Genomic DNA, 26,127 nt, shown 5'->3' on the forward strand with positions numbered 1-26,127 from the left:
AACGCCATCGTGACCGACTGGACCACCGCGCTGAGCAGGCTCGGCCTGGCCGCCTGACGGACCGGCACGCCGGGCAGCGGTGTTGAACTGAACGGCCGGGAAGGGGTCTACGGGGCTGAGCCGGCGCGGCTCGGGCCCGTCACCCGAAGCTACCGGGCGTCCTTCGCGCGCTGATCCTGGGCCTGGGGTCAGGAGCGGGGTGGCCGGCAGGCGAGGGCGACGATGAACCGTCGCGCGAGGCTGCGCCCGTGGCCCAGCGGGGTCGAGCCGGGTTCGGCGGCGAAGGCCTTGACGAGCCGCCCGAGGAACGAGCTGGCTCGGATCATCAAAAATCCCTTGGCGTGGGTGGACGTCGGCCGTCGAGACGCTTGAGGCGGCACGCCCCCGTATTGAGGCGGTGCGCGCCTACGTCAAGGAGCACGGCCAGCTGCCGCCCGAGTACGAGGACGCGCCGGACATGACCCACGCCATCGTGGTTGACGCGCGGGGCCGGCGGGGCGCCGCGTGACCTACCGGCTCCACGCCCCCGCCGACCAGTACGACGTTTTCGGACGAGGCACGCCGTGACATCGCGGTGTGCCTCGTCGACGCCGTCCATGACCGCATCGGGGCCAGCGAGCCCGTGTTCGGTGAGGTCTTTGAGGAGGTCGGCTGCTGGGGCGCCGGTGGTGGTGCGGGGGTTGAGGCGGCGGATTTCGTCCATGAGGACGAGTTGGACGCCGGCGGTGTTGTGGGTGTGGCAGACGGCGTCGGTGATCTGAGCCTGGGTCATGCGGGTGGTGGTGGGGATGCCGAGGTAGCGGGCGAATTCGGCGGTGAGGGTTTTCGCGGTGGCGCCGGGCGGGACGAGGACGTAGACGACCGGGACCTGAGGGTGTTGGCGGCCGGGTGCGGGCGGGTTGCGGTGGTGTAGGACAGGTGACAGGCGCGTGCGACGTGGAGCAGGGCGGTGGTTTTCCCTGAGGATGCGGGCTCGGTGACGATCAGTGAGGGCCTTGCGGTGGTGGTCTGGTGGCGGCCGAGGATCATCAGGGTGCAGGCCTGGGTGGCGAGGGTAACGCCAGAGGATGCACGCCCCGAGCAGACACTCGCGTGTTCCGTGACCCTGCCCAACCGGCGACCGGTCAGCCAGCCTTCAACAGCAGGTCGGTGAGTGCGTCCGGCACGGTGACCATGCAGTCATGGCCGCTTTGCAGCTCCCACACCTGCGACGCCGCGCCGCCCGGCTGCACCGCCGGCACCGGGCGGCGCGTGACGTCCCCCGGTGCGCTGCCGACACAGTGGATGTGCGTCCGGGAAATCGCGTCCACGGCCGGGTTGTCCAGCCGGACCGGCTGCAGGAAGCAGCGCACCGACTCGTCCGACAGCATCGTGCGCAGCCACGCCGTGTCCGCCGGGTCGGTCACCCCGAACAGACCCATGGGCGCGGGCATTTCCGGCACGGGCGGGATGCGCCAGGGGGCGTCGGAGGCAGCGGCCGCGTCGATCAGTCGCTGGGTCTTCTCCGGTATGACGTCCAGCGCGCTCTCACCGTCAGTCGGGACCATCGCGTCGACGTAGACCAGATGCGCGATCCGGTCCGGGACCTCGCCGGCCACGCCGGAGATGACCATTCCGGCGTAACTGTGCCCGACCAGCACCACGTTGGTGAGGTCCCGCTCGCCGAGGAGAGCGACGACGTCTGCGATGTGGGTGTCCAGGCCGACGTCCGGAGTGAGCAGGTGTTCCTTCTCGCCGTGGCCGGTCAGCGAAGGTGCGAACACCCGATGCCCGGACCGGGTCAGCAAGGGAACCACCCGGTCCCAGACGCGCCCGCTGTGCCAGGCACCATGGACAAGAACATAGGTTTTCGTGTGCGACGTACTCATGCGGAAAGACGCTACTGAGCCGATAGGTACCTCCTGGTAACCTTCGGCCATGCACGACTCAGCCGGAAGCGTCTTCCTGGCCGACTGCCCCGCCCGTCTCGCCATCGACATCATCACCGACAAATGAGCCGTCGTCGTCCTGTTCGCCCTCGGCCGCAGGCCCCGCCGGCACGGTGAACTCGTCGACCTCGTCGGTGGCATCTCCCGCAAGGTACTCACCCAGACACTGCGCAGACTTCAGAGCTACGGCCTGGTCGAACGCCATGCCTATGCCGAGGCACCCCCACGGGTCGAATACAGCCTCACCGACCTCGGTCAAACCCTCACCGAACCCATCGCCGCCCTGACCGACTGGGCGAAGACGTACGGCGCCGCCGTCGCCGACTTCCAGGAAGCGGCGCAGCAGGACACCACCGCCTCCGGCACCTGACCCGTGACCGCCACCGGACAGGTGATCGAGAAGGGCACTGTCTACGCGGTCTGTGAGCCGAGCAGACAGTCCGGATCGCAGCCTGCCACTACACCGCCCGCGACCCACGACGGCCCCTGACAGCCCTTGGAATCCCCTGACCAACTGGACGAATCGACGACACGCAAAGACCCTGACCCGGAACCCGCCGTAACATTCTGGCGGGGCCAGCGGGGAATCCAGACGCACCGGTCGCCGCTGGATGCCCACGTGGCAACCCGAAGCATCCAGCCCGAGACCGCGGCTGCGGTTGCGCGGGACGCGTCGACGTTGGAGCCGAGCCCATCGCGCGGGCTCCCGATCAGCCCCTGATCCGCAGCACTGGAAACGGCACCGGGGCGACGTCGATCTCTTCCATGCACCCGGCGTACATCCGGTAGCGGCGCCTGGCCTCGCCATGGCGGCCCGCAGTCGCCAGCAGCCGGACCAGGGCGAGATGGGTGTCCTCGTCGTACGGATCACGTTCCAGCAGACGGAGCCTGTAGTGGATCTCGGCGTAGGCGTCGCGGTTCTCGGCGGCCGCCGCGGCGAGCCTGGCCAGCAATTCCGCATGGGCGGCCTGGGCCTCCTCCCGCAGGGCCGTCGCCCACTGCGCGTACGGTTCGTCCGCCAGGACATCTCCGCGGTACAGGCCCTCGGCGGCGGCCAGCGCCGCGAAGGCGTGCTCGGTTGACCGCCCGGCGACGCCCAGCGCATGGCGTGCCGCGGCCAGGAACTCCTGCACGTCCACGTGCAGCCGGGCCAGGCCCACCACATAGTTGTCCGCGACGATGAAGTGGTCCTGGGCCATACGGCGCTGCGGATCGAGGACCAGACGCAGGACGGACAGCGCCACCGACAGCCGGTTGGCGCACCGGGCGGGATCCTGCTCGGGCCACAGCTCCTCCATCAGCAGTTCACGCGGTGTGGGCAGGCCGCGCCTGGCCACCAGGAGCTTGAGGAGGTCCCGTGCCTTCTTCGACTGCCACTGCTCGGCCCCGACCGGGCAGCCGTCCCGCAGGACCTGGAAGCCGCCCAGCACCCGCACCGTCACGGACGGGCACTGACTCGCCGCCGCCCGGTTGAGCAGCCCCGCCGCATCGCCGGCCCCAGCCCCCACCCCGAACTGGCCCAGCCGGGCGGTGGCCTCGCGCACCCGCGTCGCGCCGGCATCCTTGAGCCGCGCCCGTGCCACGGCGACCCTGGCCACCGCCAACGGACGCTGCGCGGTGGCCCACATCTCCTCGGCGTCCCCCAACAGCGCCTGCCGCGTGGCGGGATCGACGGCACACATCGCCTCCAGCTCCAGCAACTCGGCGAACACCGCCCGGCTCCCCTGCGCACCGGGCTCGCCTGCTGCCTGCCGGGCCGACTCCTCGGCCGCCTCACAGCGCCCGGCCGTCAGCGCGATCCAGCCGCCCGCCAGCAGGGCACGGATCCGCGGCGGACCGGCGCACCCCAGGGCCGCCCGGGACGCCAGAACCGCTGCCGAGTGAGGCTCGCTGCCGCCGCGGGACAGAGCGAGCCCGGTCAGCGCCGCGGACAGCGTCTGGCGGTCGCCGGACCGTTCGGCGAGGACCACCGCTTCCTGGTAGGCGGCCCTGGCCGGCCCCAGCTCACCACGCTCCCGGTGGACATCGCCGACACCGAGCAGCGCCGGCGCCCCCAGCGCGAGGCCCGCGCCGTCTCCCAGCCGGTGATAGTCCATCAGCACATCGGTGAACTCGGCGGCGGACCGGTCCAGTTCACCCAACACCAGCAGTGCGGCGGCCCGCCGGCACCGCGCCGAAAGCAACAGGGCCACCGCCAGTACGGCATCCTGACCGGCCGTACCCAGCGCACTGTCCAGTTCGGCGAGGACCTCACGCGGCTCCCCCTGCTCGATCCGCTGCTGCGCCGTACCCACCACCGACAGCAGCCGCAGCAGTGGATCGCCCGCCGTACGGGCGGCCTGCAGCGCGCACTGCCGGTGATGCTCGGCGGCCGCACACCGGCCGTCCGTGGCCGCCACGGCCGAAGCCGTAGTGCGAGCCACCACCACGGCGTACGGATCACTGCAGTGCTCCAGCGCGCCCACGGTGCGCCTGACGAGGTCCTGGGCCTGCCTCAGCGCGCCCCGCGCGCAATGGGCGGCGGCGGCCCAGGCCGCCGCCGCGATCTCCTCGGGTGTGTTCAACCCGGCCGAGGCCAGGCGCCGGTGTGCGGCCACGGCCCGTTGCGGTTCGCCCAGCAGCTGGAACAGCGCGACCAACCGACCGTCCTCGCCGGACTGCTCGCGCAACAGGTGTGCGACCGTCGTACATCGCGCCTTTCCGCGCTCAGGTAACCCGTGACACGGTGCCGTCTGTGTGGTGGTCATACCCGCCCCCTCGCCGCCCGCTGCGCGGCGCCAGCCACGCTCACCGCGACCCGGCGCCCCCGGATCGCCCAGCGAGAAGTGTGCCCTTCGCCGCCCGGACGGCGAAGGCGGGCGCCCTCTCTTCTGGTATGGAGGTTGTCCGCCACCACAGTAGGAGGCATGCGTCCTGTACAGCGCAAAACGGTCAAGGAACACTTGCGCCATGGCGGTTGAGGACGCACGGGGCATGCGTGTCCTGGCGATCTGCGGTGGACTGGGGCTGCTCTACGCGGTCGGGCTCGGGGCCTTGCTCTCGGCCACGCGGACGCTGCCCTGGGCTCTGGGCGCGGTATCGCCGTGCTATCTGGCGGGGCTTGCACTGTGCTGGAAGGCCCCGGCCCATCCGGTCGCGCGGCGGGCGCTGGCGACCGGATCGTGGGCTGCCCTCGGGCTGGTCGTGCGCTTCACCGTGGCTGCCCTGGGCTCCGTCGCCGGCTGGGTCCCGGGACCGGCCGCCAGCTGGCCGTTGCTACTGCTGGCCCGCACCATCGACGTGATCGCGGCCGTCATGACCGCCCGGCTGCTCGCCCTGCTGCCGGACGGACGCGAGCACCGCGCCCGCGAACGCATCACGCTGCGGCTGCTGTGGCTGCTGCTCGCAGCTCCGCTCGTACTCATGGCGGTGCCGATGCCGCAGTGGCTGGAGCTGCGGCTGCTGGTCCAGCCGGAGGCATGGATGCCCGCAACCGGAGCGGGGCTGCTGCTGGCACGCTCGCTGCCGGGCACCAAGCGCCCCGACACCCGGAACACCGGCCGGTGGCCCGCGGTCGTAGCAGCGGCCTTCGCTCTGTTCGCTGCCCGCGGCTCCATGCGGCTTGTGCGGATGTGGCAGGGAGACAGCGGGCCGGCCTACTTCGTCGGCTGCACCCTGGGCGCGCTGCCCTATGTCCTGATCTCGGCGGGTCTGGTGTACGCGGCGTTCCGGCACCGGCTGCCGGGGCTGGACTTCACCGCCCGGCGCTCCACCGTCTACGGCCTGCTCTGGGTCATCATCGGCGGATGGTACCTGGGCATGGTCACCGCCCTGGGGCTCACCGCGAGCCAGTACCTTCCCATCAGCGCCGCCGTCCTGGTGGCCGTCGCCGCGACGATGCTGTTCCAGCCGCTTCGCCAGCAGCTCAACCAGGTGGCCGCACGGCGCGTGTTCGGGGTGCGACGCTCCAACTTCGAACTTCTGGTGCAGTTCGGCACGACCCTTGAGCACGCCTACGACCTGACGCTGCTGGCACCGCAGCTCGCTGTCAGCCTGCAGGAGTGGCTGGTCCTGCGCTGGGTGAACGTCGAGCTGGGCACCGCCGATCCGGGCCGGCTTCCCTCCGCCCGGGGCACCGCTGGCACGATGCCGGACGGCACGGACGCCTCACCCACCAGGGTACGGCTCTGTTACGGCGACGACGTCCTCGGCTTCATCGAGTACGGGCCCAAGGCCCAGGGCCGGTTCGCCCCCGAGGACCGAGACCTGGTCGAGACCCTGGCCCGGCAGGCGGCACTGGCGGTACACAACGCACGCCTCAATGCCGAACTCTCCATCCGCATCGAGGAAGTGCAGCGCCAGGCCAGCGAACTCAACGCGTCCCGCACGCGCATCGTTCAGGCGCAGGACACCGAAAGACGCAGGATCGAGCGCCAGCTCCATGACGGCATACAGCAGGAACTCGTCGCGCTCGTAGCCAAGTTACGACTCGCCCGCAACCAGCTGTGCCGCAACGGCGACACGGTGCACACCACCCTCACCGAACTCCAGGACGACGCCTGCCGGGTCATCGACGGACTGCGCGAGCTCGCCCACGGCATCCATCCGCCCGTCCTGACCGACCAGGGCCTGGCGGCGGCCGTGATGTCCCGGGCCCGCAGACTGCCGATCCCGGTGACCGTCGAGATCGAACCCTCCGTGCGCGCGGCACGCTTCACACCCGACATCGAGGAGGCGGCGTTCTTCGTGGTGTCGGAAGCACTCACCAACGTCCTCAAACACGCCCGGGCAGCCGGTGTGACCGTACGCATCGGCCGCGCCGGCGGATCACTGCTGCTGGACGTCAGCGACGACGGGGTCGGGCTGTGCTCGACCACCGGGCTCGGCTCCGGACTGACCGGCATGCGCGACCGGATCGAGGCCGTCGGCGGCGAACTGTCCATCATCAGCCGGCCCGGCAACGGCACCACACTGCACGCGCGCATCACCGAGACGCGACGGGAGACCGCAGATGTCTGAACCAACGTCCACCAGGATGCGGGTCGTCATCGCCGAGGACCACTACCTGGTGCGCGAGGGCACTCGCCGTCTGCTGGAGGACACCGGCGAGGTGGTCGTCGTCGCTGCCGTCGGCACCGCGGAAGAACTGCTGGACGCGGTCCAGCGGCTGCGTCCCGACGCCGTGATCGCCGACATCCGGATGCCGCCCGACCACCACACCGAAGGCATCACCGCCGCGCACGCCATCCGCGCCGGCCACCCCGGCATAGGCGTGGTCGTGCTCTCCCAGCACGCCAACGAGCAGTACGCCTTCGCCCTGTTCCAGCACGGCACCGACGGATTGGCCTACCTGCTCAAGGAACGCATCGGCGAGCTTGAGGAACTGCTGCGGGCCCTGCGGGAGGTCGCCGCCGGACGTTCCGTGATCGACCCGCGCATCGTGGAGGTTCTGGTGGGCAGCCTCACTCGCACCACCGATGCGCCGCTGTCCCAGCTGACCCGCCGAGAACTCGACGTGCTGCGGCACATGGCGCAGGGCAAGAACAACCGGTCCATCGCCGAATCCCTGTCGCTGTCGGAATCCACCATCGAAAAGCACGTCAACTCCACCTTCGCCAAGCTGGGCCTCGCCGAGGAGACCCAGCTGCACCGCCGCGTCACCGCGGTCCTCACCTATCTGCGCTCGGGCCCGGAACCGGGACCCTGACCCTGCGCCCGCGCGCCCGCGCACACATCCCCGACGTCCACCCGCTGCCCCCGGCCGACGATGACCGCCCTGCCCCCCACCCGGTGCCCGCCCGGATCCTCACAGGTCAGGGTGTACGCCTCGGTGGGGCCATGGACAGTGGGCAGCGGCGAGCGGAAGTCGACCCGGCCCTTCCAGGGGTCCGCAACACGCGGGTCGGCCTGCTGGAAGTCGACCACCACCGCGGTGTACCGGCCCGGCGGCGGGTCGAACAGGACGACCTGCTGGGAGTCGGTGTCGCCGACGATCGACTCGCCCACCGTCCTGCCTGCCGCGTCCAGAACGTACAGATCCCATTCGGTGCTCCGCGACCGCCAGTTGACCGACACCGTCATACGCCCGTTGTCGGCCCGCGGCGGACCCTCGACGGTGAACGGGACACGGTCCGCCACCGGGTCCGTGGGGTAGTCGGTGTTCACCGGCGGCAGGACGGGAGGGTGGCCGAGGACGACCGGCGGCTGGACGGGGGCCTCGGGGTCTCGTCCGTAGCGCCCCGCCACGTAGGGCCGGGTGGAGGGGTTGACCGACCAGGCGAACCCGCCGCCCGGGGCGAGCAGCGTCGAATCGAGCGTGTCGGCCACCTCCAGCGGCGGCCCCTGCGATCCGTCCGCCCGCCGCACCGGCGAGGTCGGCGTCCGAAACGACTTGTGCAGCCGCAGCCGGTATCCGCGCGGTGCGGTCCCCACGACCGTGGCATGCGCCGCCGGGTCCGCGGTGTCGGCGAGCATCTCCAGCAGCGCCGCCCGGTTGCCGCCCTTGCCCGCCCCGGCTGCCGGAGCCAGACCCGCGTACTCGGCCACCACGCCGTCGGCGTAGGGAGGATGGGCGGTGCGCGGGCCGATCTCCAGGGTCAGGCCGAATCCACCGGTGGCCCAGTACGACCAGTCCTCCGTCATCCCGGTCGCCTCGTACAACTCCCGTGCCGGTTCGCTGTGGTAGCCGTTGTGGGCGGCGAGCCGGTCGCCCAGGGCCCGGTAGGCCGGTTCGTCCAGCGGCGGCTGGGTGTCGTTGGCACCCGGCGGGCGCACCACGAGGTCCCCATAGGTGTGCAGACTCACCAGGTCGGTGACCTGCCGGGCGGAGACCAGAGAGCGCACATTTCGGGTCTCGGGCTCGGAGAAGGGCGCCGGCCCGCGGTAGTGGTCGTCGTCCCACAGCGGTGAGGCCCCGGCACCGCCCCAGAAGCCCGCGTAATTGCGGTTGAGGTCCACACCGCGCAACCGCCCGGCCGCGTTCGCCGCGCACGGTCCCGTCCGGTCCTGCGCCGGCGCGCCCCCGGCGGCGCAGTTCTTGCGCTTGTCCTCGTAGTCGAAACGGGAGAAGTCCCCCTTGGGCGCCGCCGTGCGGGAGACGGCGAAACCGTCGGGGTTGACGACCGGCACGATGACGCTGCGGGTCCTGCGCACCAGCGCACGGATCCGGGGATCGGTGCGGTAGCCGAGCGTCAGCTCGTACGCCCACTCCATCGCGATCTCCCCGCTGGGCCACTCCGAGGCATGGTGCAGACCGAGGGTCAGCATCACCGGCTTGCCGTCCTCTTTCCGGACCGGGTCGGCGGCGATCTCCACCCCGGACACCTCCCGCCCCTCGGCGGTCAGGTAGGGCAGCGTGACGGAGGTGACCAGCGACGGATGGGTACGGGCGAGGTCCTTCAACTCGTACTCGTACTCGTACAGTTGCCGATACGTGCTACGGCCGGAAGGCAGCGCGGAACGCGCCGCGGCGGCGGCAGGGCGACGGGTGGGAGCAAAGGATCCCTGCCCGGGCACGACATCAGCACGCAGGGACACCGTCCCGGCGCGGCCGGCATAGCGGCAGCCCTGCAGCACCAGTCGCTGCCCCCGCACAACGGTTCCCTCGGCCAACTCCCGGCTGTGCGGCCCGGACGAGGCATCGACGAGGGCTCCGCCGGCCTTGTCGAACACGGCCACGTCCCAGTCCCCGGGCGCGCCGCCCCGGGGTGCCAGCCGCACCCGCAGCACACCGGTGGCCGGCGAGGTGATCTCGCGCACCGACACACCCGCAGTACCCGGACGGAGCAGGGCCGAGTAACAGGGCCGCGGCACGGCCCGGCCGGCGGAGAGTACGGCCCTGCCGACGGGGAAGGCGCGTGCCGCCGTCCCTGGCGGTGCCGGTACCGGAGCCAGGGCCGGTGCCGGCAGAGCGGCCAGGACGACGGCCCCCACCGGGACGACGGCAAGTACCGGCCACAGCGCTCTGCAGCGGCCCCGCGGTGTGCGCATGATCTGCCCTTCCCTCAAGCCCGGTCAGCCGGACCGGTCGTATCGGCCATGTCGGTGGTGTCCGCGATGTCACTCGTGCCGGTCGTGCCGGTCGGTCACCGCCCCCGCCGGGGCGGGGGCGGTGACCTGGTGGGCGGTCGCAGCCGTCAGAAGGTGCTGCAGCACGAGCACCGCGTCGGCTCGGGCCAGGCGCCGCTCTCGGGCTCCTCCTGCTCCAGAACCTGCAGGGCGTTCACGTCGAACTCCATTACCATTCACCTCCTTTCGTCATCGCGCATCATCAGCCGGTACCGGGGGCGGCCTGCGCCACCCGCGCACCGGAGTCCTCACCGCAGGCCTCATCGAGGCCTTCGGGTCTCGCCGCCGTCAGCGAGAGCGACAGCCACATCCGCGGGCCGCCGTGCGTGAGCCGTGACAAGAAGGCGATCACTCCGGAGAGCCCGGTGTTGAAGTCGGCCCACACGGCCGTGCCGGTGTCGTCGGGGACGACCATGCGCCCGTCCCGCACGACATGGCGGGCATGGATGCCCAGCGCGAGTTCCGCGGCCCAGTCCCGGTACCTGTCCTCGCCGGTGGCCTGGGCGAGATCGAGCAGGAACTCGCCGTCCCCGGCGAGACCGTGGCACTGGGTGGGCCCTTCGTGCCAGCGGGTACGGCGCACGGCCACGGCCGCCTGCCGGGCCGCCCCCAGCAGCTCCTCCTCGCCGGTCTCCTGCCAGGCGCGCACCAGGAACGTGCCCGCTCCCGAGGAGCCGCTGCACCAGTGCGTCTTGCGCGGGCTGCCCGGCTCCCCGGTCCGCCAGTACGCGCCCTCCTCCTCCACCTCGGCGACGGCGAGCAGCGTCCGGGCGGCCTCGACGGCCAGTTCTGCGTGCGCGGCCGTACCAGTGGCTCGTGCGGCCGCCAGGAGAAAGGCACCGACCCCCGCCACACCGTGCGCGAACCCGTAATGGGCGAGGTCGTCGGAGGCCGCCAGCACCTCCCTGGGAATCGGCCACAGCAGCAGACCGTCCCTGCGCACCGCCATGTCGGTCAGCGCCTCGGCCGCCTGCCGCGCCCGTTCCAGGAACCGCGGCTCCCCGGTGGCCTCCCAGAACCGCAGCTGGGTCAGCCCGGCCCCGGCCACACCATGGCAGACATCGGGCACCGGCCCCTCCACCGGCACCCCGCCCGCCAGCGCTTTTGCATGGTCCAGCAGCGCGGAGTCCCCCAGCAGCCCGGCCGCGTCCAGCAGCGCCCAGGCGGTGCCCGACCGACCATAGTACAGCCCCGGCAGGCACCGGGGCTCACGGCCCACCCGCCCGCTGATCCAGCGCGCGGCGCCACGCACCGCCTCATGCACCGCAGGCTGTGGTTCGAGCTGGTGGACCCGGACCAGTACACCGAGCACCCCGGCGGCGCCGTGCTGGACGTTGAACGGGTCCGCCACAGCCCCGGCCGGGCCGGAGCGCCACAGTCGGTCGGAGCGCTCCGGAGTCATCGTGGTGATGAGGTGGTCAAGACCGTCCGTCACGAGCTGCTTGAGTTCGCCCTCCCCGAGACGCCGGGACGCCGGGTCCGGGGCCGGACGGGAGCGTGCCGGTCCGGTCTGATCCTTTTGCAGCCGGTTCAGCACTTGGTCCAGGGCCGGCCGGGCTGCGGGATCGTCGTCGAGCAACGCCCGTACGAGCGGCGCGAGTCGGCGTGCGGCCGGGTTGTCGGCCGACAGCCGCGCCAGCCAGGAGACCAGCCGTTCCCTTTGCGCACCGGCCCCGCCGTCGCCGGAAGCCAGGAGCGGATCGACACCGGTTGCCAGATAGAACAGGGTCGCGCCGAGGCTGTACAGATCGGACTCGGTGCGGGGCGCGGCACTGATGCGCTCCGCGTTCACCTGCTCGGCCGCCGCGTAGCCGGGCGTGTGGACACGCTGGACGGGCTCCCCGGGACGGGCGAGCGTCTCCAGGTCGATCAGCCGCAAGGTGCCGTCACCGGCCACCATCACGTTGTTCGGATTGAAGTCCCGTAGCACCCAGCCCTTGTGGTGCACCGCCCGCATGAGTTCCGTCAGACGGCAGGCCAAGGACATCGTCTCGTCCGGGTCCGGCCCCCACGTGCCACCGTCGTCGAACACCATGTGGTCCAGCACCCAACGGCGCAGCGTGGCACCCACGATGGCCTCCTGCACCAGGAACAGATCACCCTGCTGCTCGAACACGGCGACCGGGCGCGCGGTGAAGCCGCTGCCGGCGAATTCGTCCAGCATCGCCGCCTCATGGCGCCGCAGACTGTGTGCGTCGCCCCCAGCCGTCGTGGCCGCCGCATGACGGCGCGCCTGCTTGACGATGACCGCCTCCCCGGTGCCCTGGTCGACCGCCCGGTAGACTCCGCCCGCGAAGGTATGCCGGATCACACTCCTGACCAGGAACCGTCCGTGCAGCAACACCGGTGCCGGCGTGGGCGGTTCGCAGGAGCGGCCGGGTGCGAACGGATCGCGCGGAGCCCACGGCGGCGGCGCGAACCACGCCCGGCGGCTGTCATCCACCAGCGCCCCGTCCGGGGCGATGAGCATCGCGGCACGCATCCCGTCCCCGTTCAGCGCGCTCACCCCGCTGAAGACCCCGTAGCGGTAGTGCACCAGGCTGTGCGGGAAACACACTCGGTCGGACAGAATGCCGGGCCCGGGCAGGCCCAGGGTCGCCCGGTGCAGCTCACCGGCCACATCCCGCAACCAGTCCTCGTCCCCCTCCGGGTAGACGGTGAGGAACTTCCCTCCTCCGCCCCGTTCGTAGTGCCGTGACACCAGTTCGCCCACTCGGTCGACGGTGCCGGCGAACTTGAACCTGCAGTTTCGCCGCACCAGGACCTCAGCCGCACGGCACAGCACCAAAGGAGCCGACAAGGGCGTAGCCGAAATGTGCAGCTTCCAGCCCTGTACCTGCTGCGCCTCACGCGGCGGAGACACGTAACACCAGAAGTCCCCAGCCCTCACACGCCAACCGCCCACAGGCCCTGATCCATCGTCCCCGGCGCGCGAGAGCACGGCCGTGACGATGTCGCACAGCATCGTGTCGGCGTCCATGTCAACGGCCTCCGTTCACTTCGACAGGAGCGGCGGGCAGATCGGGGCGGCGGGCGAACCGGGTTCGGTCGGCGTCCGTTCCGAAACGGTGGTCCATGAGCCGTACCGCCTCGGCCCAGTCGGCCATGGTGCGCACCGCGGACAGTGTGCGGGCCACGAACGGGTCGTCCCACCTCTCCAGCGCCCGCCTCCACAGCACGTCCACCGGCTCGTCGAGAAGACTTCCCACCGTCCCCTCGTACACGGGCATGGCCCGCACCTGCCCGTCCGGCTCCACCTGGATGACCTGGAAACCCAGCCCGCGCGCCACCTGGTCCGGAGCCATCCGCAGCTCCAGGTTGTCCGAGGTGACCACCAGGACTCCCGGCGGCGCAAGAGCGGCAAGCCGCGCCCGCTCCTCCTCACTGCCGAGCCGGCGAACCTGCTCGTCATCCGGCAGCTCCCGCTCCACAAACCCCGGGCGGCTGGCGAGTCCCGCGGGAATCACCGCCTGGAAGGACAAGATGCGCAGTTCCGCAAAGCGCGGCGCGATCCGGGTGCAGAACTCCTCAAGCCGGTCCGCGTTGCTGCGCACCACAACACAGTCCGTTCCGAACTGCAGGGGCTTCAGGCCTTGTTGACGGCGCTCGCGGGACACCTCGTCCAGCAGCCCGAGCGTGCGCAGGGCCCGGTCGAACGATCCCGCCCGGCCCCGGATCCGGTCGTGTACCTGCGCGTTCGGCCCGTCGAGACTGACCACGAAGCGATGGCACACCTCTGCAAGCCGTCCCACCATCGCCCGGGTGACCGACCAACCTCCCGTGTAGAGGACCACCTTGGCACCGCCACCGGTGAGCCGCCGGGCGACCTCGTCCAGCCACGGCACCGCCAGCGGTTCACCCCCGCCCAGCGACACCACACCCGGGCCCAGCGCCACGATCGCATCGGTGATCCGCAGCATCCGGTCCCGGTCCGCCTGCCGAGCGGGGCGCCGACCCGACTCGGAATAACAGTGCGTACACCGCAGCGGGCACGCATAGGTGATGTCCCAGATGACATCCCTGGGACCATCACCACTCTGAGCTGTTCGCCCCATCGCCGCCTCCGGCCGTCCTGTTCCTGCCCTGGCAACCATCCTGGCCGGTGCTCTGTCGGTGGCCTTAGTCCCGTCTTGCGGTCACCGGCTGCCGCCCCCAGGAGGCTGCAGATACAGGTCGCTACGGCGCCCCGCCGGGAGTGCGGGCCACTGCCCAGCGCACGCCGCTCGACGCCACCCCACGGGATCAGGCGACACTGGATCCCGCCGGGCGGCCGTCCACGCCACCCTGGCCCGGCAACCCGCTCCCGTCCCGGACGGTGATCCGGCCGCCGACCACCTGGGCCTTCGGAGGCGTGCACGCTCCGTCGCGCCCCCACGCACAGGAGCCCTGCGCCCCGGCACCCGCTCGCCGGAACCGCCCAGCTGGGCGACTTTCTTCAGGGCGCGGTCCAGGCACGCTGCCACTCCACCGGCCAGGTGGGGCACCAGGCAGGGGCGATGTCCTCCAGCTGCTCGTGCTGCGAATGCTCGGTGTTGTGGCGGTGGGTTGGTCGACAACGGGGTCTGACGTGGTGGATGCCTTGTTGGCCAGCATGTTTGTGGGCGGAGGTGTTGGAGTTCGGCTGTCATGGGGTGACTACTGATCTCATCGGATTGGTGTCGGGGGTGGTGACGTGTGAGTGGTGCATCGTGAAGCTTGCAGGTCAAGTGGGGTGGTGTGCGTGGGCTCCGGGGTGCTCATGCTGGTCAGGGGCGGATGACTGCCGGCAAGGTCATCGGTCAGCGGGCGACTTCGCGGTTCGTCAGCACCAGCAGGGCCCTCACCAGGGCGGTCGCCCACTTCGGGTCGGTGCGGACCTTGCCGAGCACGCGTCAATTGACCAGCGGAAACATCAGAGAAATGCGACTTTGCAAGAGCCCTGTAGGCAAGCCAGGCCGCAACAGCACGATCGATCATGTTGCCGCGACCATCGACGGCCGCGCCAGAGCGCCGACTCAAGCGACTGCCATCAAGATCCCGCACTCCCCGGACACCAGCTCCCACCAGGGCGGATGAGGATTTCGAGAAGGGCAAGGTCGAACTGATCGTGTTCAGCACGAAGGCTTGGTGCGATTAGTACGCATAGGGGTGAATTGCTGTCTTTGTCAAGCGGCCATACGGTTGATTCATGGCTATTGCTACTACGAGTCCTGTGACGGGTGAGGTCCTCGAGAGGTTCGACGAACTGTCTCCTGAGGAACTGGAGGGCAAGCTCGCTCGGGCGGCGGCAGCGGCCGCGTCGTACCGGTTGACGAGTGTCGAGGAGCGGGCGGGGTGGCTGCAGCATGCGGCCGAACGCTTGGAGAAGGAGATCGAGAGCGTCAGCCGGATGATCACCACGGAGATGGGCAAGACCTTCCGTGCGGCGGAGGAGGAAGTGGTCAAGTGCGTGCACGGGCTGCGTTTCTACGCCGCCGAGGGCCCCGCGTATTTGCGGGACTTGGAAGGCGACGGCGCACGTGTGGGCGCGAAGCAGACGTTCGTGACGTATCAGCCGATCGGTGTGGTGCTCGCGGTCATGCCGTGGAATCTGCCATTGTGGCAGGCCATGCGGTTCGCCGCGCCTGCCCTTATGGCGGGGAACGTGGGCCTGCTCAAGCACGCCTCGAACGTCCCGCAGTGCGCCTTGTACCTGGAAGAGCTCTTCCGCGACGCCGGTTTCCCGGACGACGTGTTCCAGACTCTGCTGATTTCCGCGGGGAGGGTGGAGCAGGTGCTGCGCGACCCGCGGGTGGCGGCCGCGACGCTGACGGGCAGCGAGCCGGCGGGCCGGTCGGTGGCCACCATCGCGGGCAACGAGATCAAGAAGGTAGTTCTCGAACTCGGCGGGTCGGACCCGTTCATCGTCATGCCCTCCACCAACCTGGAGAGGGCCACCGATGTCGGGGTCAAGGCACGGTGCCTGAACAACGGACAGTCCTGCATCAACGGCAAGCGGTTCTACGTGCACCAGGACATCGGTGACACGTTCATCGAGATGTTCGTGGCGAAGATGGGCGCGCTGGTGGTGGGTGATCCGATGGACGAGGGCACCGATGTCGGTCCGCTGGCCACCGAGTCCGGGCGGCGGGATGTGGAGGCCTACGTCGACGACGCCGTCGGCAAGGGCGCGACGGTGCTGCTGGGCGGCGAACGCCCTGACGGTCCGGGCTGGTTCTACCCGCCCACCGTGCTGACCGGCATCACACCGCAGATGCGGATGTACCACGAGGAGGTCTTCGGCCCCGTGGCGCAGGTATGGACCGTGTCCTCCCTGGAGGAGGCCCTGCGGGAGGCCAACGGCCACCCCTACGGACTCGGTTCGAACCTGTGGAGCGAGGACGAGGCCGAACGCGAACTGTTCGTCCGCGACGTCCAGTCAGGCATGGCCTTCATCAACGGCAACACGACCAGCTACCCCGAGATCCCCTTCGGCGGCGTCAAACGCAGCGGCTACGGACGCGAACTGTCCGACCTCGGCATGCGCGAGTTCATGAACGCCAAAACCGTCTGGATCGGCCAGGACGCCTAAGACACCCGGTCCCGGGCGGCAGTCGACCCACCGACATGCGTGCCGACCCTCGCGGCGCGCGGCCCGCCGAGCACCTGGAGGTACGACGATGAGCGCAGCGGACCGGACCCAGTCGTCCGCGCCCGAAAGGCCCGTGGTCGCGATGCTCGGCACAGGCACCGTGGGAGAGACCATGGCACGCAACATCGCAGCGGCGGGGCTGGGACTGCGCGTATGGAACCGCGACCGTGCCACCGCCGAACCACTGGCCGACGTCGGCGCCACGGTGTGCGACACACCGGCCGAGGCCTGCCAAGGCGCCGACGTCGTCCTGACCGCGCTCGCCAATGAAGAGGTGGTCGCCGATGTCATGGACCAGGCCCGCCACGGACTGCGAGACGACACGGTTCGGATGCAGACGTGCACAGTCTCATCCTGACCGCACCGCCCCTTCGAGCGAGACGAGGGAGGAACGATGACCCGTGCCGGCCTCGCCGCCGCGCGTTCGGGCACCACGCAACTCGCGGAGATCATCCCCCAGGTGAACGACGAGCAATGGGAGCTGCCGTCCGCCTGTGACGGCTGGCGCGTCATCGACGTGGTGGCCCACCTCGCCGCCCTCGCCTCCGAGGCGGTGGACCCACCGCCGCCCGACCCTTCCCTGCCGAAGAACCGCGAGCGGTATCACGACCTGCGCGTCGACCAACGCCGCGGCTGGAGCCATGCCGAAGTCCTCGACGAGTGGCGCCGCAGCACCCCCCGGCAACTGGACCTCCTGGAAGCGGCGCAGGAACCGCCCTCGGCCGACGAGCCCGTCGAGGTGGCCGGGCTCGGGACGTATCCACGCCACCTCCTGGCGAACACCATGGCGTTCAACGACTTCTGCCACCTGTACAACGACATGCTCGCCCCGGACGGCCCGCTCCCGTTCAGGCTGCCGGAACCGACTGACGATCTGGTCGCCCCCGCCGTCGACTTCATGCTGGCCGGCCTCCCTCAGATGCAGGGGCCCGAACTCACTGCCACCGTCGGCCGCCCCCTCGTCCTGGAACTGACCGGCCCGGGCGCCACCACCGTCACCATCCACCCCGCGACCGCGCCGGACGGACAGCTGACCGTGGCACCCGGTACGGACGACGCCACCACCCGGATCCACAGCACGGCACTCGACTTCATCGCGTGGGCCACCACCCGCAAACCCTGGCGCGACCACTGCAGCATCACAGGCGACGCAACCGCCGCCACACCGTTCCTCGACTTCCTCAACATCATTTAGCCCCCCAGGGCAATGTCTTTTGGAGGAGCTTCCAATGGCCAAGATCCTTTGCGTGCTGACCGGCGCGAGCTACTGGACACTGAAGGACGGGCACCGGCACCCCACCGGGTACTGGGCCGAGGAGTTCACGGCTCCGTACAGCGTGTTCACCGACGCCGGACACGAGGTCACCGTGGCAACCCCGGGCGGGGTCGTCCCCGTCGTTGACACAATGAGCCTGGAACCCCGCATGGCGGGCGGCGAGGAGAACGCCCTCCGGGAGGAGGCCGTCATCGAGTCAGCGGATGAACTGCGGCATCCCATCTCCCTCGAGGAGGTGCGTCTGGAGGACTACGATGCGGTCTACTACCCCGGCGGTCACGGCCCGATGGAAGACCTCTCGGTCGACCCCGAGTCCGCGTCACTGCTGCGAAAGGCACTCGATTCCGGAAATCCACTCGGCATCGTCTGTCATGCTCCGGCCGCTCTCCTCGCGACCCGTGACGCACACGGTGACACGCCGTTCGCGAACTACCGTGTGACGGGCTTCTGCAACGAAGAGGAGGAGGGCGTCGGTTTCGCCGACAAGGCCAAGTGGCTGCTGGAGGACGAATTGAAGAATCTGCCCACACAGTATTCGCGGGGCCCCGCCTGGGAGCCCTACATGGTCGTGGACCGCAACCTCTTCACCGGGCAGAACCCGGCTTCCTCGGGTCCCCTCGCCAAGGAGCTGGTCAAAGCTCTCTCCTGACCAGTGTTCTGCGGCTGCACTTGTCCGCGGCCGAGGGTCATGCACCGCGGCCTCTTTGAGGGTCTGGTTGTTGGCGAGCGCGGACTCGGGGATGTGCGCGGCGTTCTGGTAGCCGATCACGGGACTCAGCGCCGTGACCAGCATGAGGCTCTCGTTTACGTATTGGGCGATTTTTGTTCGGTTCAGTTCGGTGCCGTCGACGGAGAATGTCCGGAACTTCTCCATCCCGTCGGCAAGGATGCGCGCGGAGTGCAGGAAGTTCCAGATGATCACTGGGCGCATCGCGTTCAGCTCGAAGTTGCCCTGGCTTCCGTCAGCGATCTGCGCCTCGACGTCACGGCTGAAGTTCTTCGGCGCGTTCAGGCCTGTTCCGACGGCGGTTCCGCCCAGGGCCAGCTTGAGCAGCCCGTTGCGGCTGTGCTCGATCTCCTCGACGCAGGCGCCTAGTTGGGCGGCATAACCTGACCACTCCTGTCCCACGGTAAGCGGTACGGCGTCTTCGAGGTGCGTGCGGCCGATCTTCACGACCGAGTTCCACTCTCTGGCCTTTGCCTCAAGGACCGCCGCAAGGCCTCGGGCCTGAGGCAGGCGGTGGTCATCGATTTCCTGCACCGCAGCGATGTGCATCGCGGACAGGAAGCTGTCGTTGCTGGGCTGACCCATGTTGACGTCGTCGTTCGGGTCCACCGGCTTCTGGCTCCCGAGCCTGCCACCGAGCAACTGCGAGGCACGGTTGGAGATGACTTCGTTGACGTTCATGTTGCTTTGAATGCCCGAGCCCGTCTGCCAGACGAAGAGGGGAAAGTGCTCGTCGAGCTCTCCCGCGATGACTTCCTCCGCGGCCCGCGCAATTGCCTGTTTCTTCCATTCGGGCAGCCGGTTGGCGGCGGCGTTCACAAGCGCTGCCGCCTTCTTCACGTACCGTAGGCGTGGTAGACCTCCCTGGGCATCTGGTCGCCACCGATGCAGAAGTGGATCAGTGGCCGTTGCGTCTGCGCACCCCAGTAGCGATCTGCCGGCACCTCGACGGTGCCCATGCTGTCAAAGTCTTCGCGTTGTCCATCGGGTGGGATGCCGATCGGCACATCCTGCATGTCGGGGCCGACTGGTCGCCGTGGCTCACTGCACGTGCGCCGCATCGCTCGTGGGATAGACCGGCTGCCACATCGCGTCCTGGACCGCTTGAATGAGGTTTTCATGCGTCTTCGTCGCGACTCGATCTTTTGCCGCGGCGCGGGCGACGGCGACGGCGACTGTGGCCGAGGACGCTCTCAGGTTCGCGACCGGCGGCAGGAGTGACGCCCCCGGCCGGGACACATCGACCTGGCCGGCCACCGCTTCGGCAGCGGCGAGCAGCATCCCGTCGGTCACATGACGGGCGCCCGAAATGATCGTGCCGAGGCCGAGTCCGGGATAAAGGAGTGCGTTGTTGGCCTGTCCGATCTCGTAGGAGACGCCTTTGTAGTCCACCGGTCCGACCGGGATGCCGACCGCCATCAGTGCTCTGCCCTCGGACCAGACGATCGCGTCAGAAGGCATGACCTCGATGCGACTCGTCGGATTTGACAGCGGCAGGAGGATCGGGCGGTCCACTCCCTCGGCCAGGGCGCGCACGACGTCTTCAGTGAAGGCGTCATGGACGGTCGACGTGCCGATCAGGATGGTGGGTTTGACATGCTTGATGGTGGTCAGCAGGTCGATCTCACCGTCTGCCCACGCGCTCACCTCGGACTTCGGCCTGGCGTACGCCCGCTGGTAGTCCGGCAGGTCTGCCATGTCGTCGGTCACGAGGCCATGGATGTCGATGAGCCAGATGTTGCTCTTGGCCTGTGCGGGTGTGGCACCGTCACGCAGCATCGCTGCATGGATCTGGTCGGCCATGCCGGTGCCGGCGGTTCCCGCTCCGAAGACCACCAGTCGTTGCTCGGACCAGCGTCCACCTGTGACCTTCAGGGCAGAGAACACCGACGCCATGACGATCGCCCCAGTGCCCTGCATGTCGTCATTGAAGATCCGGTACTTGTTCGCGTTCTCCACCAGGATCCGCCGGGCGTTCGACGGCCCGAAGTCCTCGAAGTGCAGCAGGGCATTCGGGAACAACTCGGACACGGTCTGGAGATAGAGGGCGATGAAGTCGTCATACCGTTTACCGGTGACCCGCGCATGCCGGTTGCCCAAGTAGGGCGGGCTGTTGAGCAGTTGCTCGTTGTCTGTCCCGACATCGAGGTTCACGGCGATGACCCGGTTCGGGTCGATGCCCGCTGCGGCCGTGTAAACGGCGAGCTTGCCGATGGAAATATCGGTCCCGTTGACACCCCAGTCCCCGATTCCCAGAATTTCCTGCGCATCGGAGACAACGATCAGATCGACGTCGTCTGCGCCAAGGCCGAGCGACTCGAATGATGCTTTCACGTCCTCGGGACGGTCGATTGACAGGTATACCGCGCGCGAGTCGCGGTAGTCCACGGACCATTGCTGGATCGCGTCACCCACGGTCGGGTCGTACACCACGGGCAGCAGCTCGTCGAGGTGGTCGGCCAGCAGCTTGAAGTACAGAACCTGGTTCCGGTCGTGGATCTCGTTGAGGTAGATGTACTTCTGCAGATCGGACGATTTCTGCTTGAGCTGTGCGTAAGCCCGGTTGGCCTGTACATCGAGGGTCTCGACGGCCGCCGGCAGCCGCCCGGTGATCCCGAGCTTCGCCCGCTCCTCCAGTGTGTATGCGGTGCCGCGGTTTCGGTTGCGATCCTGCAGGACAGTCGGTTTGACAGACATGGATGCCCCTTCGGCAGGTTTCGGGCCTTGGCTCTTTGCGCTGCCCCGGGCATGGCTCCCTTGGGTACAGGGAGCCCGCTACTGTCTTCGCCCGTACGTGCAGCGCCTCTTGCTGGGTGAGAGAGCCTCTGAGAAGACGCTCGCGGCCACCCGGAAGGGGATCAGGTTGAGACGAGAGTCTCCGGCTGCATCTCGTAGGAATGCTGGATGGCCTGGTGCCGGGTCCCGAGGCCGTCCGTGACCTTGCGCTCCCAGGGAACCTGCTGGAGGTGCTTGGTCTCCTCGATCATCGACGTGGGCTCCAGGTTGCGGAAATTGTCGACTTCTCCGGCAGCGACAGCGGTCAGCGTTGCGAAGACCGCTTCGGGATCGAACTGTGCTCGGGGGAAGGCGAGCTTGGAGTAGTCAAAGAGCCGCTGCGAGGGGTCGTCCTCCCAGCTCTCCCAGGTCTGGAACATCCGGTCGTTGAAGCCGGTCAGGAACGGCCCCGGGTTGACCGTGGCGACTTCGATGTTGTGCTCCTGCAGCTCGTAGGCCATGGTTTCGGCGATCGCCTCGACTGCGTGCTTGGACGCGGAGTAGATGCCGGTGAAGGGGTTGACGTTCAGGCCCTCTCGCGACGAGACCCATACGATCCTGCCGGAACCGCGCTTGACCATCTGCTTGGCGATCCCTTGAGTGAGGAGCAACGGGCCGGTGACGTTGACCTCGAACTGGTGCCGGATGTTCGCTGCGGGAATGTCAACTGTCGAACCGCCTTCGCCGACTCCCGCGTTGTTCACCAGGATCTCCACACCCCAGTCGAGAGCCTTGTGGCGATCACCATCGTTGGTGACATCGAGCTTCTCGACGTGCAGGCTCACCCCTCGCTCAGCCGCTTGCCGCTTCATCGTCTGGACCTGGGCGTAGATCTCCACCGCGGCGATCACATCGAAGCCCTTTTTCGCCAAGCGCATGGCGGCTTCATGTCCGAAGCCGGTACCTGCTCCGGTGATGAGAACCTTTTTCAGCGCACGATTCGCCATGTGGACCTTCCCTTCGATATTCTTTCTGCCCAACCATCACATCCGGAAGGCCGTATTTATTTCACGCATAGTCAGCCATGGGACGCGACACACTGGCTTCGCGGAAATACGTTCCCTTCACGGCGGCAGACCTGACCGCGGAACTCGGGACCGCATGGAGACTGCGGTCCGCTCTCGATGCCACGCTGCCACACATTTCGTCGACCCGCGATCCGACCACGGCCCGGCTGGACTCGGGTAATTGCCTGACCGCCACGGTGGCGAAGCCTTCAGAGGCTTTGAGGAAGCGGGTGCCAGGCTCGCAGTCACAGCGGGAAACCAGCCTCAGTGATCGAATGGTCAGCGCTGGCGCCGGTCATCTGTCAGGGGAATCGCTGGCCGTCCCGGAACCGTTCGAGTGAACCGTCCGTCCTGGGCGTTGCCCTGGTGCAGAGTGGTCGTCGTCTGCTTATCAGTGTCGGCCGGTATCTGTCGGATCTGACCGATGAGCAATGGGCGCTGCTGGAGCCCGCTGCAGCATGAGGAGTCAGTCGGCCTGGCTCGTGGCTGATCGATCCGGATGAGGGCTGCGGCCCCTGCCTGTCCACTTGCCGATCTGAGCCACGATGACCAGCGTGACCATGCCTGCGGCTACCCCGATGGCGGTGTCCGCCAAACGTAGCAGCGGCTGTTTCCAGGCGCCGTGCGGGTTCAGTCCTGCGACGACCATGACGACAGTGGTGGTGATGGCTGCGGTCGCCTCGTCGCCGGGGCGTCCGAGTAGACCGGGCGCCAGCACGCTCAAGCCCACGAGCAGAGCGAGGCCCCACGCTTGGAAAGGTAAGAAGGCGAGGTAAACCAGGCAGAGTGCAAAGCTGATGAGCGTTGCCGACATGCGAGCGATCGCTGCTGTTGCACTCTTCCTTTTGCATTCCCGAATCACGAAAATGGTAGAAATTGCAGCCCACATGCCGCCGAGTTGCCCTTCCTCGTACGGCTGATGAGTGCCAGACCAAATTCTCGTGGCCGCCCAGTAACTCAGCAGGCTGGCCAGACCGACCTCGATCGAGTACCTCAGCAGCTTCCCGGTCCCTCTCTTTGATGAACTCGCTGTCACCACCATTCTGCGACCCCCGTTTCAGGATGTGCATCCCACCGGGCCCGGTGGGATGCACAGCGTGGTGGGACCTTGTGCCGACACACTCATGCGTGTTCGTTTAGTGGTGGCTGGTGTCGTTGGCGGCGTCGAGGATGAGATCGGTGACGGCTTGGGGGTGGGAGATCAGGGAGACATGCGAGGAATTGATCTCGACTGTTTTGCGTGCGTGTGCGCGTTTGGCCTCGTAGCGTTCGAGGCTGGGGTTTATGGCCCGGTCCTGATTGCCGACGAGTACGTAGACAGGCTTGTCGCGCCACGCTGCTTCGGTGAGCTTGTCTGTGAAGGCCGAGAGTGCGATCGGGCGTTGTGTGGATGCCATGACGGAAGCCTGCTGCTGGGAGAGGTCCTGGGCGAAGGTGGCGTGGAGTTTGGCGGGCTGGATGTAGACGTCGGTGCCCGTGGTGCCGTCGCCGTTGCGGAATGGGACCTTCTGCAGTGCCTTGGTGAGTGGGGCTGCCGGGTACTTGCCGGAGAGGCTGGCGAAGGACTCTCCCTTGTCCGGCATGATCGCGTTGATATACACGAGTGCCTTGACGTTGTCGATGCCGGCGGCAGCCTGTGAGATCACTTCGCCGGCGTAGGAGTGTCCGACGAGGACGATCGGCCCCTTGACGGTCTTCAGGAGGCTGTTCAGGTATGTCGAGTCCTGGGGTATACCGCGGAGCGTGTTGGGTGGGGCGACGACCTGGTAGCCGTCCTGTTGCAGGCGCTGCACCACCCCGTTCCAGCTGGACCCGTCGGCGAATGCTCCGTGTACGAGCACCACGGTTGGCTTCTGGCTTGCAGGGGTCGCGCCGGGATCGTCGGCTGCGTGGGTCGGTATCACGGTCAGGGCGGAGAGGACCGCGACTCCAAGGGCGAGGCGACCCTTGCCTGATATCAGGATTCCGGAGACGGTCATGTGCTTCCACTCCTTCGACGTACAAGGTGAAGCTGGCCTATTCGTCGAGTGAGAACTGGGAGGATCGTGCGGAAGGGTCGAGCCATCGCCGCCGCGATTCCCGTGTGCGGTCGGCGACGCGAATGGGGAGGGGGCGTCCGACGCTGGAAGTCGTGACGGCCCGCGTTCTGCCGTATACCGCGGATCACTATCTTCGCGCGTTTCTGCTTGTCGCGCATCTGATGCCGTGCTCGCTGATCGGCAACGGGTGTGGTGGCCGCTTGACAGGCCGCCGCTGGATTGGACCGCGCGGTTCTCGCCGAGCTGGAAGGTACGCCTACCGATGGCGCGACGTGGCGAGGGATCAGAGGGTATTACTGATCTCGGTTCGTTAAGGTGATCTCTGCTGAACATCCTGATGTGGGTGTCGTGTTGCCGGTATTCCGTGGTGCGTGAGAGATGTGGATGGGGGCGGGCTGGCCTGCAGCGCGGCTGCCCGGGCTCCATTGGCAGTTCGCCGCCGGCTTCCAGGTGCCGGCGGGCGAGGTGGAAGGCGCGCTGCCATTCCACGGCCAGGCCGGACACCGCGACGGGTCGATCTCCTCCAGCTGCTCACGCCGCCCTTCCGGCATCGCTCCGGCCGCGGGGCCCCGCCGGCAGGCCCTGGGCACGCCGTTGCTCGATCTCGGCAGCTTTCCGGGCGGCGGCCCGCTGGTTCTTCAGCCAGATCCCCACCCTGTACCCCTGGTGGGTGGCGTCCAGTGGTGCCAGGAGGTGTCCGTTCTCCTTGGCCCAGCCGCGTGGGGCGGCGAGTCCTTCCTCCCACGCGACGTCGTAGTGCGACCAGACCATGCCGAGCTTGTCCAGCTGCTCGACGCGGTCGGTGTCCGTGTTGCCGCGGGTGTAGAAGCGGCGGGCGTCGGCGATCCACTGCCCGAGCGGGAACCTGGTGAGTGAGGCCGGCCATCCCTCGCTCTGCGCCTTACCGTCGTGCTCCTGGCCGCCGGGGTCGGGCACGCGGTAGGTGAAAGGCACCTTCAGGTCGCCGTGGAGCCGGCTGTAGATGACGGCGGCTTCCACGCCGCGCCGCCAGTGCTCGTGTTCGGAGTTGAGGACCCGGAGGTTGATGAACGCGGCCAGCGCGGCGGGGTCGCGCGGGGTGCTGAGCTTCAGCAGGACCCGCGCCGGCACGGACAGCGTCAGGCCGTCAGTCTCACCCTCAATCCCTTCACCGCCCGGGCCCGCGGAGCGGCTCTGGACGCCCCGGGAGCGGCTTGGGGCCTGCGGCCGGGCCAACGCTTCCACGACCCGGGCGTCATGCGCCCGCAGCGCTTCCAGCAGCTTGGCCAGGCCGCCGAAGGCTCGGGAGGTGAGCATGTTGTCCGCGCTCTCCCCGGGCCCGAGCAGGACCGGCACGACCAGCGAGGCGAGCTTGCCCTCGCCGGGCTGCATCCGCAGCGCGCGCCCGACGGCCTGGACGAGGTCGGGCCTGGAACCGCGCACGTCGGCGAAGTAGACGGAGTCGCAGCTCTTGGTGCCGACGCCCTCGCCCAGCACGTTCACCGACCCGAGGAAGCTCCTCTCCACGACGGCGCCGTCCGTGGCGATCTGGTCGGCGAACTCGGTCAGGTGACGCTTGGCGGGGGGTTTGTTGGTGTACGGGGTGGTGGCTGACCTGGGGTGTTGTGGGTTTTCTACGAGGTTGGGTGATCGGTTCCAGCGGGGAGGTCGGCATGTGTGAGGTGGGGCTGTGTGTTGCGTGTTGAGCGTGGTTGGGTTTGTTGCATGAAATGACGGTGC

18 protein-coding genes and 4 pseudogenes are annotated in these 26,127 nt (G+C 68.6%); 7 read left to right on the forward strand and 15 right to left on the reverse strand.

Annotation, left to right across the window (positions count from 1 at the left end):
• Window positions 1-188: 188 nt before the first annotated feature.
• From ACFC8N_RS39880 to ACFC8N_RS39890, 3 genes and pseudogenes are all read right to left on the reverse strand, one after another.
• Window positions 189-326: a hypothetical protein gene (locus tag ACFC8N_RS39880; protein WP_376294096.1), complete on the reverse strand. Its 138-nt coding sequence runs from the start codon at window positions 324-326 to the stop codon at window positions 189-191.
• Window positions 327-739: 413 nt separating this feature from the next.
• Window positions 740-1,132, reverse strand: a pseudogene (locus ACFC8N_RS39885) (hypothetical protein); the annotation flags it as partial.
• On the reverse strand, window positions 1,125-1,868 hold the full coding sequence (locus ACFC8N_RS39890) for an alpha/beta fold hydrolase (RefSeq protein ID WP_356028095.1): 744 nt from the start codon (window positions 1,866-1,868) through the stop codon (window positions 1,125-1,127). The pseudogene ACFC8N_RS39885 and the gene ACFC8N_RS39890, both read right to left, overlap by 8 nt.
• A gap of 49 nt (window positions 1,869-1,917) precedes the next feature.
• On the opposite strand from ACFC8N_RS39890, the pseudogene ACFC8N_RS39895 reads away from it, so the two are divergent.
• Window positions 1,918-2,298, forward strand: a pseudogene (locus tag ACFC8N_RS39895) (winged helix-turn-helix transcriptional regulator).
• A 340-nt stretch (window positions 2,299-2,638) separates the two neighbouring features.
• Here the strand turns inward: ACFC8N_RS39895 and ACFC8N_RS39900 are convergent.
• Window positions 2,639-4,597, reverse strand: a complete 1,959-nt coding sequence (locus ACFC8N_RS39900) for a BTAD domain-containing putative transcriptional regulator (RefSeq protein WP_376294099.1) — start codon at window positions 4,595-4,597, stop codon at window positions 2,639-2,641.
• Between the two features lie 280 nt (window positions 4,598-4,877).
• Here ACFC8N_RS39900 and ACFC8N_RS39905 point away from each other — a divergent pair, with 280 nt between their 5' ends.
• Window positions 4,878-6,926: a histidine kinase gene (locus tag ACFC8N_RS39905; RefSeq protein ID WP_376294102.1), complete on the forward strand. Its 2,049-nt coding sequence runs from the start codon at window positions 4,878-4,880 to the stop codon at window positions 6,924-6,926.
• On the forward strand, window positions 6,919-7,614 hold the full coding sequence (locus tag ACFC8N_RS39910; RefSeq protein ID WP_376294104.1) for a response regulator: 696 nt from the start codon (window positions 6,919-6,921) through the stop codon (window positions 7,612-7,614). The genes ACFC8N_RS39905 and ACFC8N_RS39910 overlap by 8 nt, the downstream gene beginning before the upstream one ends.
• On the opposite strand, the gene ACFC8N_RS39915 is transcribed toward ACFC8N_RS39910, so the two are convergent.
• The 4 genes from ACFC8N_RS39915 to ACFC8N_RS39930 form a co-directional block, all read right to left on the reverse strand.
• A complete protein-coding gene (locus ACFC8N_RS39915; RefSeq protein WP_376294106.1) occupies window positions 7,581-9,896 on the reverse strand; it encodes a M14 family metallopeptidase in 2,316 nt (771 codons plus the stop codon). The two genes, ACFC8N_RS39910 and ACFC8N_RS39915, sit on opposite strands and share 34 nt — an antisense overlap.
• A 146-nt stretch (window positions 9,897-10,042) precedes the next feature.
• Window positions 10,043-10,150 (reverse strand): ALQxL family class IV lanthipeptide, encoded by a 108-nt coding sequence (locus ACFC8N_RS39920; protein ID WP_376294109.1) that lies wholly within the window; start codon window positions 10,148-10,150, stop codon window positions 10,043-10,045.
• A gap of 26 nt (window positions 10,151-10,176) precedes the next feature.
• A complete protein-coding gene (gene lanL / locus ACFC8N_RS39925; protein WP_376294111.1) occupies window positions 10,177-12,954 on the reverse strand; it encodes a class IV lanthionine synthetase LanL in 2,778 nt (925 codons plus the stop codon).
• Between the two features lies 1 nt (window position 12,955).
• Window positions 12,956-14,029, reverse strand: coding sequence for a radical SAM protein (locus ACFC8N_RS39930; RefSeq protein ID WP_376294114.1), 1,074 nt, complete (start codon window positions 14,027-14,029; stop codon window positions 12,956-12,958).
• A 1,112-nt stretch (window positions 14,030-15,141) separates the two neighbouring features.
• Here ACFC8N_RS39930 and ACFC8N_RS39935 point away from each other — a divergent pair.
• From ACFC8N_RS39935 to ACFC8N_RS39950, 4 genes and pseudogenes are all read left to right on the forward strand, one after another.
• A complete protein-coding gene (locus ACFC8N_RS39935; RefSeq protein WP_376294117.1) occupies window positions 15,142-16,524 on the forward strand; it encodes an NADP-dependent succinic semialdehyde dehydrogenase in 1,383 nt (460 codons plus the stop codon).
• A 58-nt stretch (window positions 16,525-16,582) separates the two neighbouring features.
• A pseudogene (locus ACFC8N_RS39940) lies at window positions 16,583-16,942 on the forward strand (NAD(P)-binding domain-containing protein); the annotation flags it as partial.
• 36 nt (window positions 16,943-16,978) lie between these two features.
• Window positions 16,979-17,779 carry a maleylpyruvate isomerase family mycothiol-dependent enzyme gene (locus ACFC8N_RS39945; protein WP_376294119.1) on the forward strand — a complete coding sequence of 267 codons (801 nt, stop codon included), beginning with the start codon at window positions 16,979-16,981 and terminating at the stop codon, window positions 17,777-17,779.
• Between the two features lie 34 nt (window positions 17,780-17,813).
• A complete protein-coding gene (locus tag ACFC8N_RS39950; RefSeq protein ID WP_362817454.1) occupies window positions 17,814-18,509 on the forward strand; it encodes a type 1 glutamine amidotransferase domain-containing protein in 696 nt (231 codons plus the stop codon).
• A gap of 54 nt (window positions 18,510-18,563) precedes the next feature.
• On the opposite strand, the pseudogene ACFC8N_RS39955 reads toward ACFC8N_RS39950, so the two are convergent.
• The 7 genes and pseudogenes from ACFC8N_RS39955 to ACFC8N_RS39985 all read right to left on the reverse strand — a co-directional run.
• Window positions 18,564-19,427, reverse strand: a pseudogene (locus ACFC8N_RS39955) (lyase family protein); the annotation flags it as partial.
• A complete protein-coding gene (locus tag ACFC8N_RS39960; RefSeq protein ID WP_376294121.1) occupies window positions 19,424-19,594 on the reverse strand; it encodes a hypothetical protein in 171 nt (56 codons plus the stop codon). The gene ACFC8N_RS39960 and the pseudogene ACFC8N_RS39955, both read right to left, overlap by 4 nt.
• Window positions 19,595-19,628: 34 nt before the next feature.
• Entirely contained in the window at window positions 19,629-21,284 is a 1,656-nt protein-coding gene (locus tag ACFC8N_RS39965; RefSeq protein WP_376294124.1) for an NAD-dependent malic enzyme, read from the reverse strand.
• A gap of 161 nt (window positions 21,285-21,445) precedes the next feature.
• On the reverse strand, window positions 21,446-22,309 hold the full coding sequence (locus ACFC8N_RS39970; RefSeq protein WP_362817459.1) for an SDR family oxidoreductase: 864 nt from the start codon (window positions 22,307-22,309) through the stop codon (window positions 21,446-21,448).
• A 526-nt stretch (window positions 22,310-22,835) separates the two neighbouring features.
• On the reverse strand, window positions 22,836-23,411 hold the full coding sequence (locus tag ACFC8N_RS39975; RefSeq protein ID WP_376294127.1) for an FUSC family protein: 576 nt from the start codon (window positions 23,409-23,411) through the stop codon (window positions 22,836-22,838).
• Between the two features lie 94 nt (window positions 23,412-23,505).
• Window positions 23,506-24,348 (reverse strand): alpha/beta fold hydrolase, encoded by an 843-nt coding sequence (locus tag ACFC8N_RS39980; RefSeq protein ID WP_376294130.1) that lies wholly within the window; start codon window positions 24,346-24,348, stop codon window positions 23,506-23,508.
• A 591-nt stretch (window positions 24,349-24,939) separates the two neighbouring features.
• Entirely contained in the window at window positions 24,940-25,914 is a 975-nt protein-coding gene (locus ACFC8N_RS39985; protein WP_376294133.1) for a Helicase associated domain protein, read from the reverse strand.
• Between the last annotated feature and the right edge of the window lie 213 nt (window positions 25,915-26,127).

The sequence above is a fragment of the Streptomyces sp. NPDC055966 genome (assembly GCF_042269865.1).
In the GTDB taxonomy this organism is placed as follows: domain Bacteria; phylum Actinomycetota; class Actinomycetes; order Streptomycetales; family Streptomycetaceae; genus Streptomyces.

Bases quoted from the DNA above. Each gene is read 5' to 3' on its own strand.
- ACFC8N_RS39880 (WP_376294096.1), bottom strand. From the start codon at position 326: ATGATCCGAGCCAGCTCGTTCCTCGGGCGGCTCGTCAAGGCCTTCGCC.
- ACFC8N_RS39890 (WP_356028095.1), bottom strand. From the start codon at position 1,868: ATGAGTACGTCGCACACGAAAACCTATGTTCTTGTCCATGGTGCCTGG.
- ACFC8N_RS39905 (WP_376294102.1), top strand. From the start codon at position 4,878: ATGGCGGTTGAGGACGCACGGGGCATGCGTGTCCTGGCGATCTGCGGT.
- ACFC8N_RS39910 (WP_376294104.1), top strand. From the start codon at position 6,919: ATGTCTGAACCAACGTCCACCAGGATGCGGGTCGTCATCGCCGAGGAC.
- ACFC8N_RS39915 (WP_376294106.1), bottom strand. From the start codon at position 9,896: ATGCGCACACCGCGGGGCCGCTGCAGAGCGCTGTGGCCGGTACTTGCC.
- ACFC8N_RS39920 (WP_376294109.1), bottom strand. From the start codon at position 10,150: ATGGTAATGGAGTTCGACGTGAACGCCCTGCAGGTTCTGGAGCAGGAG.
- lanL (WP_376294111.1), bottom strand. From the start codon at position 12,954: ATGGACGCCGACACGATGCTGTGCGACATCGTCACGGCCGTGCTCTCG.
- ACFC8N_RS39930 (WP_376294114.1), bottom strand. From the start codon at position 14,029: ATGGGGCGAACAGCTCAGAGTGGTGATGGTCCCAGGGATGTCATCTGG.
- ACFC8N_RS39935 (WP_376294117.1), top strand. From the start codon at position 15,142: ATGGCTATTGCTACTACGAGTCCTGTGACGGGTGAGGTCCTCGAGAGG.
- ACFC8N_RS39945 (WP_376294119.1), top strand. From the start codon at position 16,979: ATGACCCGTGCCGGCCTCGCCGCCGCGCGTTCGGGCACCACGCAACTC.
- ACFC8N_RS39950 (WP_362817454.1), top strand. From the start codon at position 17,814: ATGGCCAAGATCCTTTGCGTGCTGACCGGCGCGAGCTACTGGACACTG.
- ACFC8N_RS39965 (WP_376294124.1), bottom strand. From the start codon at position 21,284: ATGTCTGTCAAACCGACTGTCCTGCAGGATCGCAACCGAAACCGCGGC.
- ACFC8N_RS39970 (WP_362817459.1), bottom strand. From the start codon at position 22,309: ATGGCGAATCGTGCGCTGAAAAAGGTTCTCATCACCGGAGCAGGTACC.
- ACFC8N_RS39975 (WP_376294127.1), bottom strand. From the start codon at position 23,411: ATGGTGGTGACAGCGAGTTCATCAAAGAGAGGGACCGGGAAGCTGCTG.
- ACFC8N_RS39980 (WP_376294130.1), bottom strand. From the start codon at position 24,348: ATGACCGTCTCCGGAATCCTGATATCAGGCAAGGGTCGCCTCGCCCTT.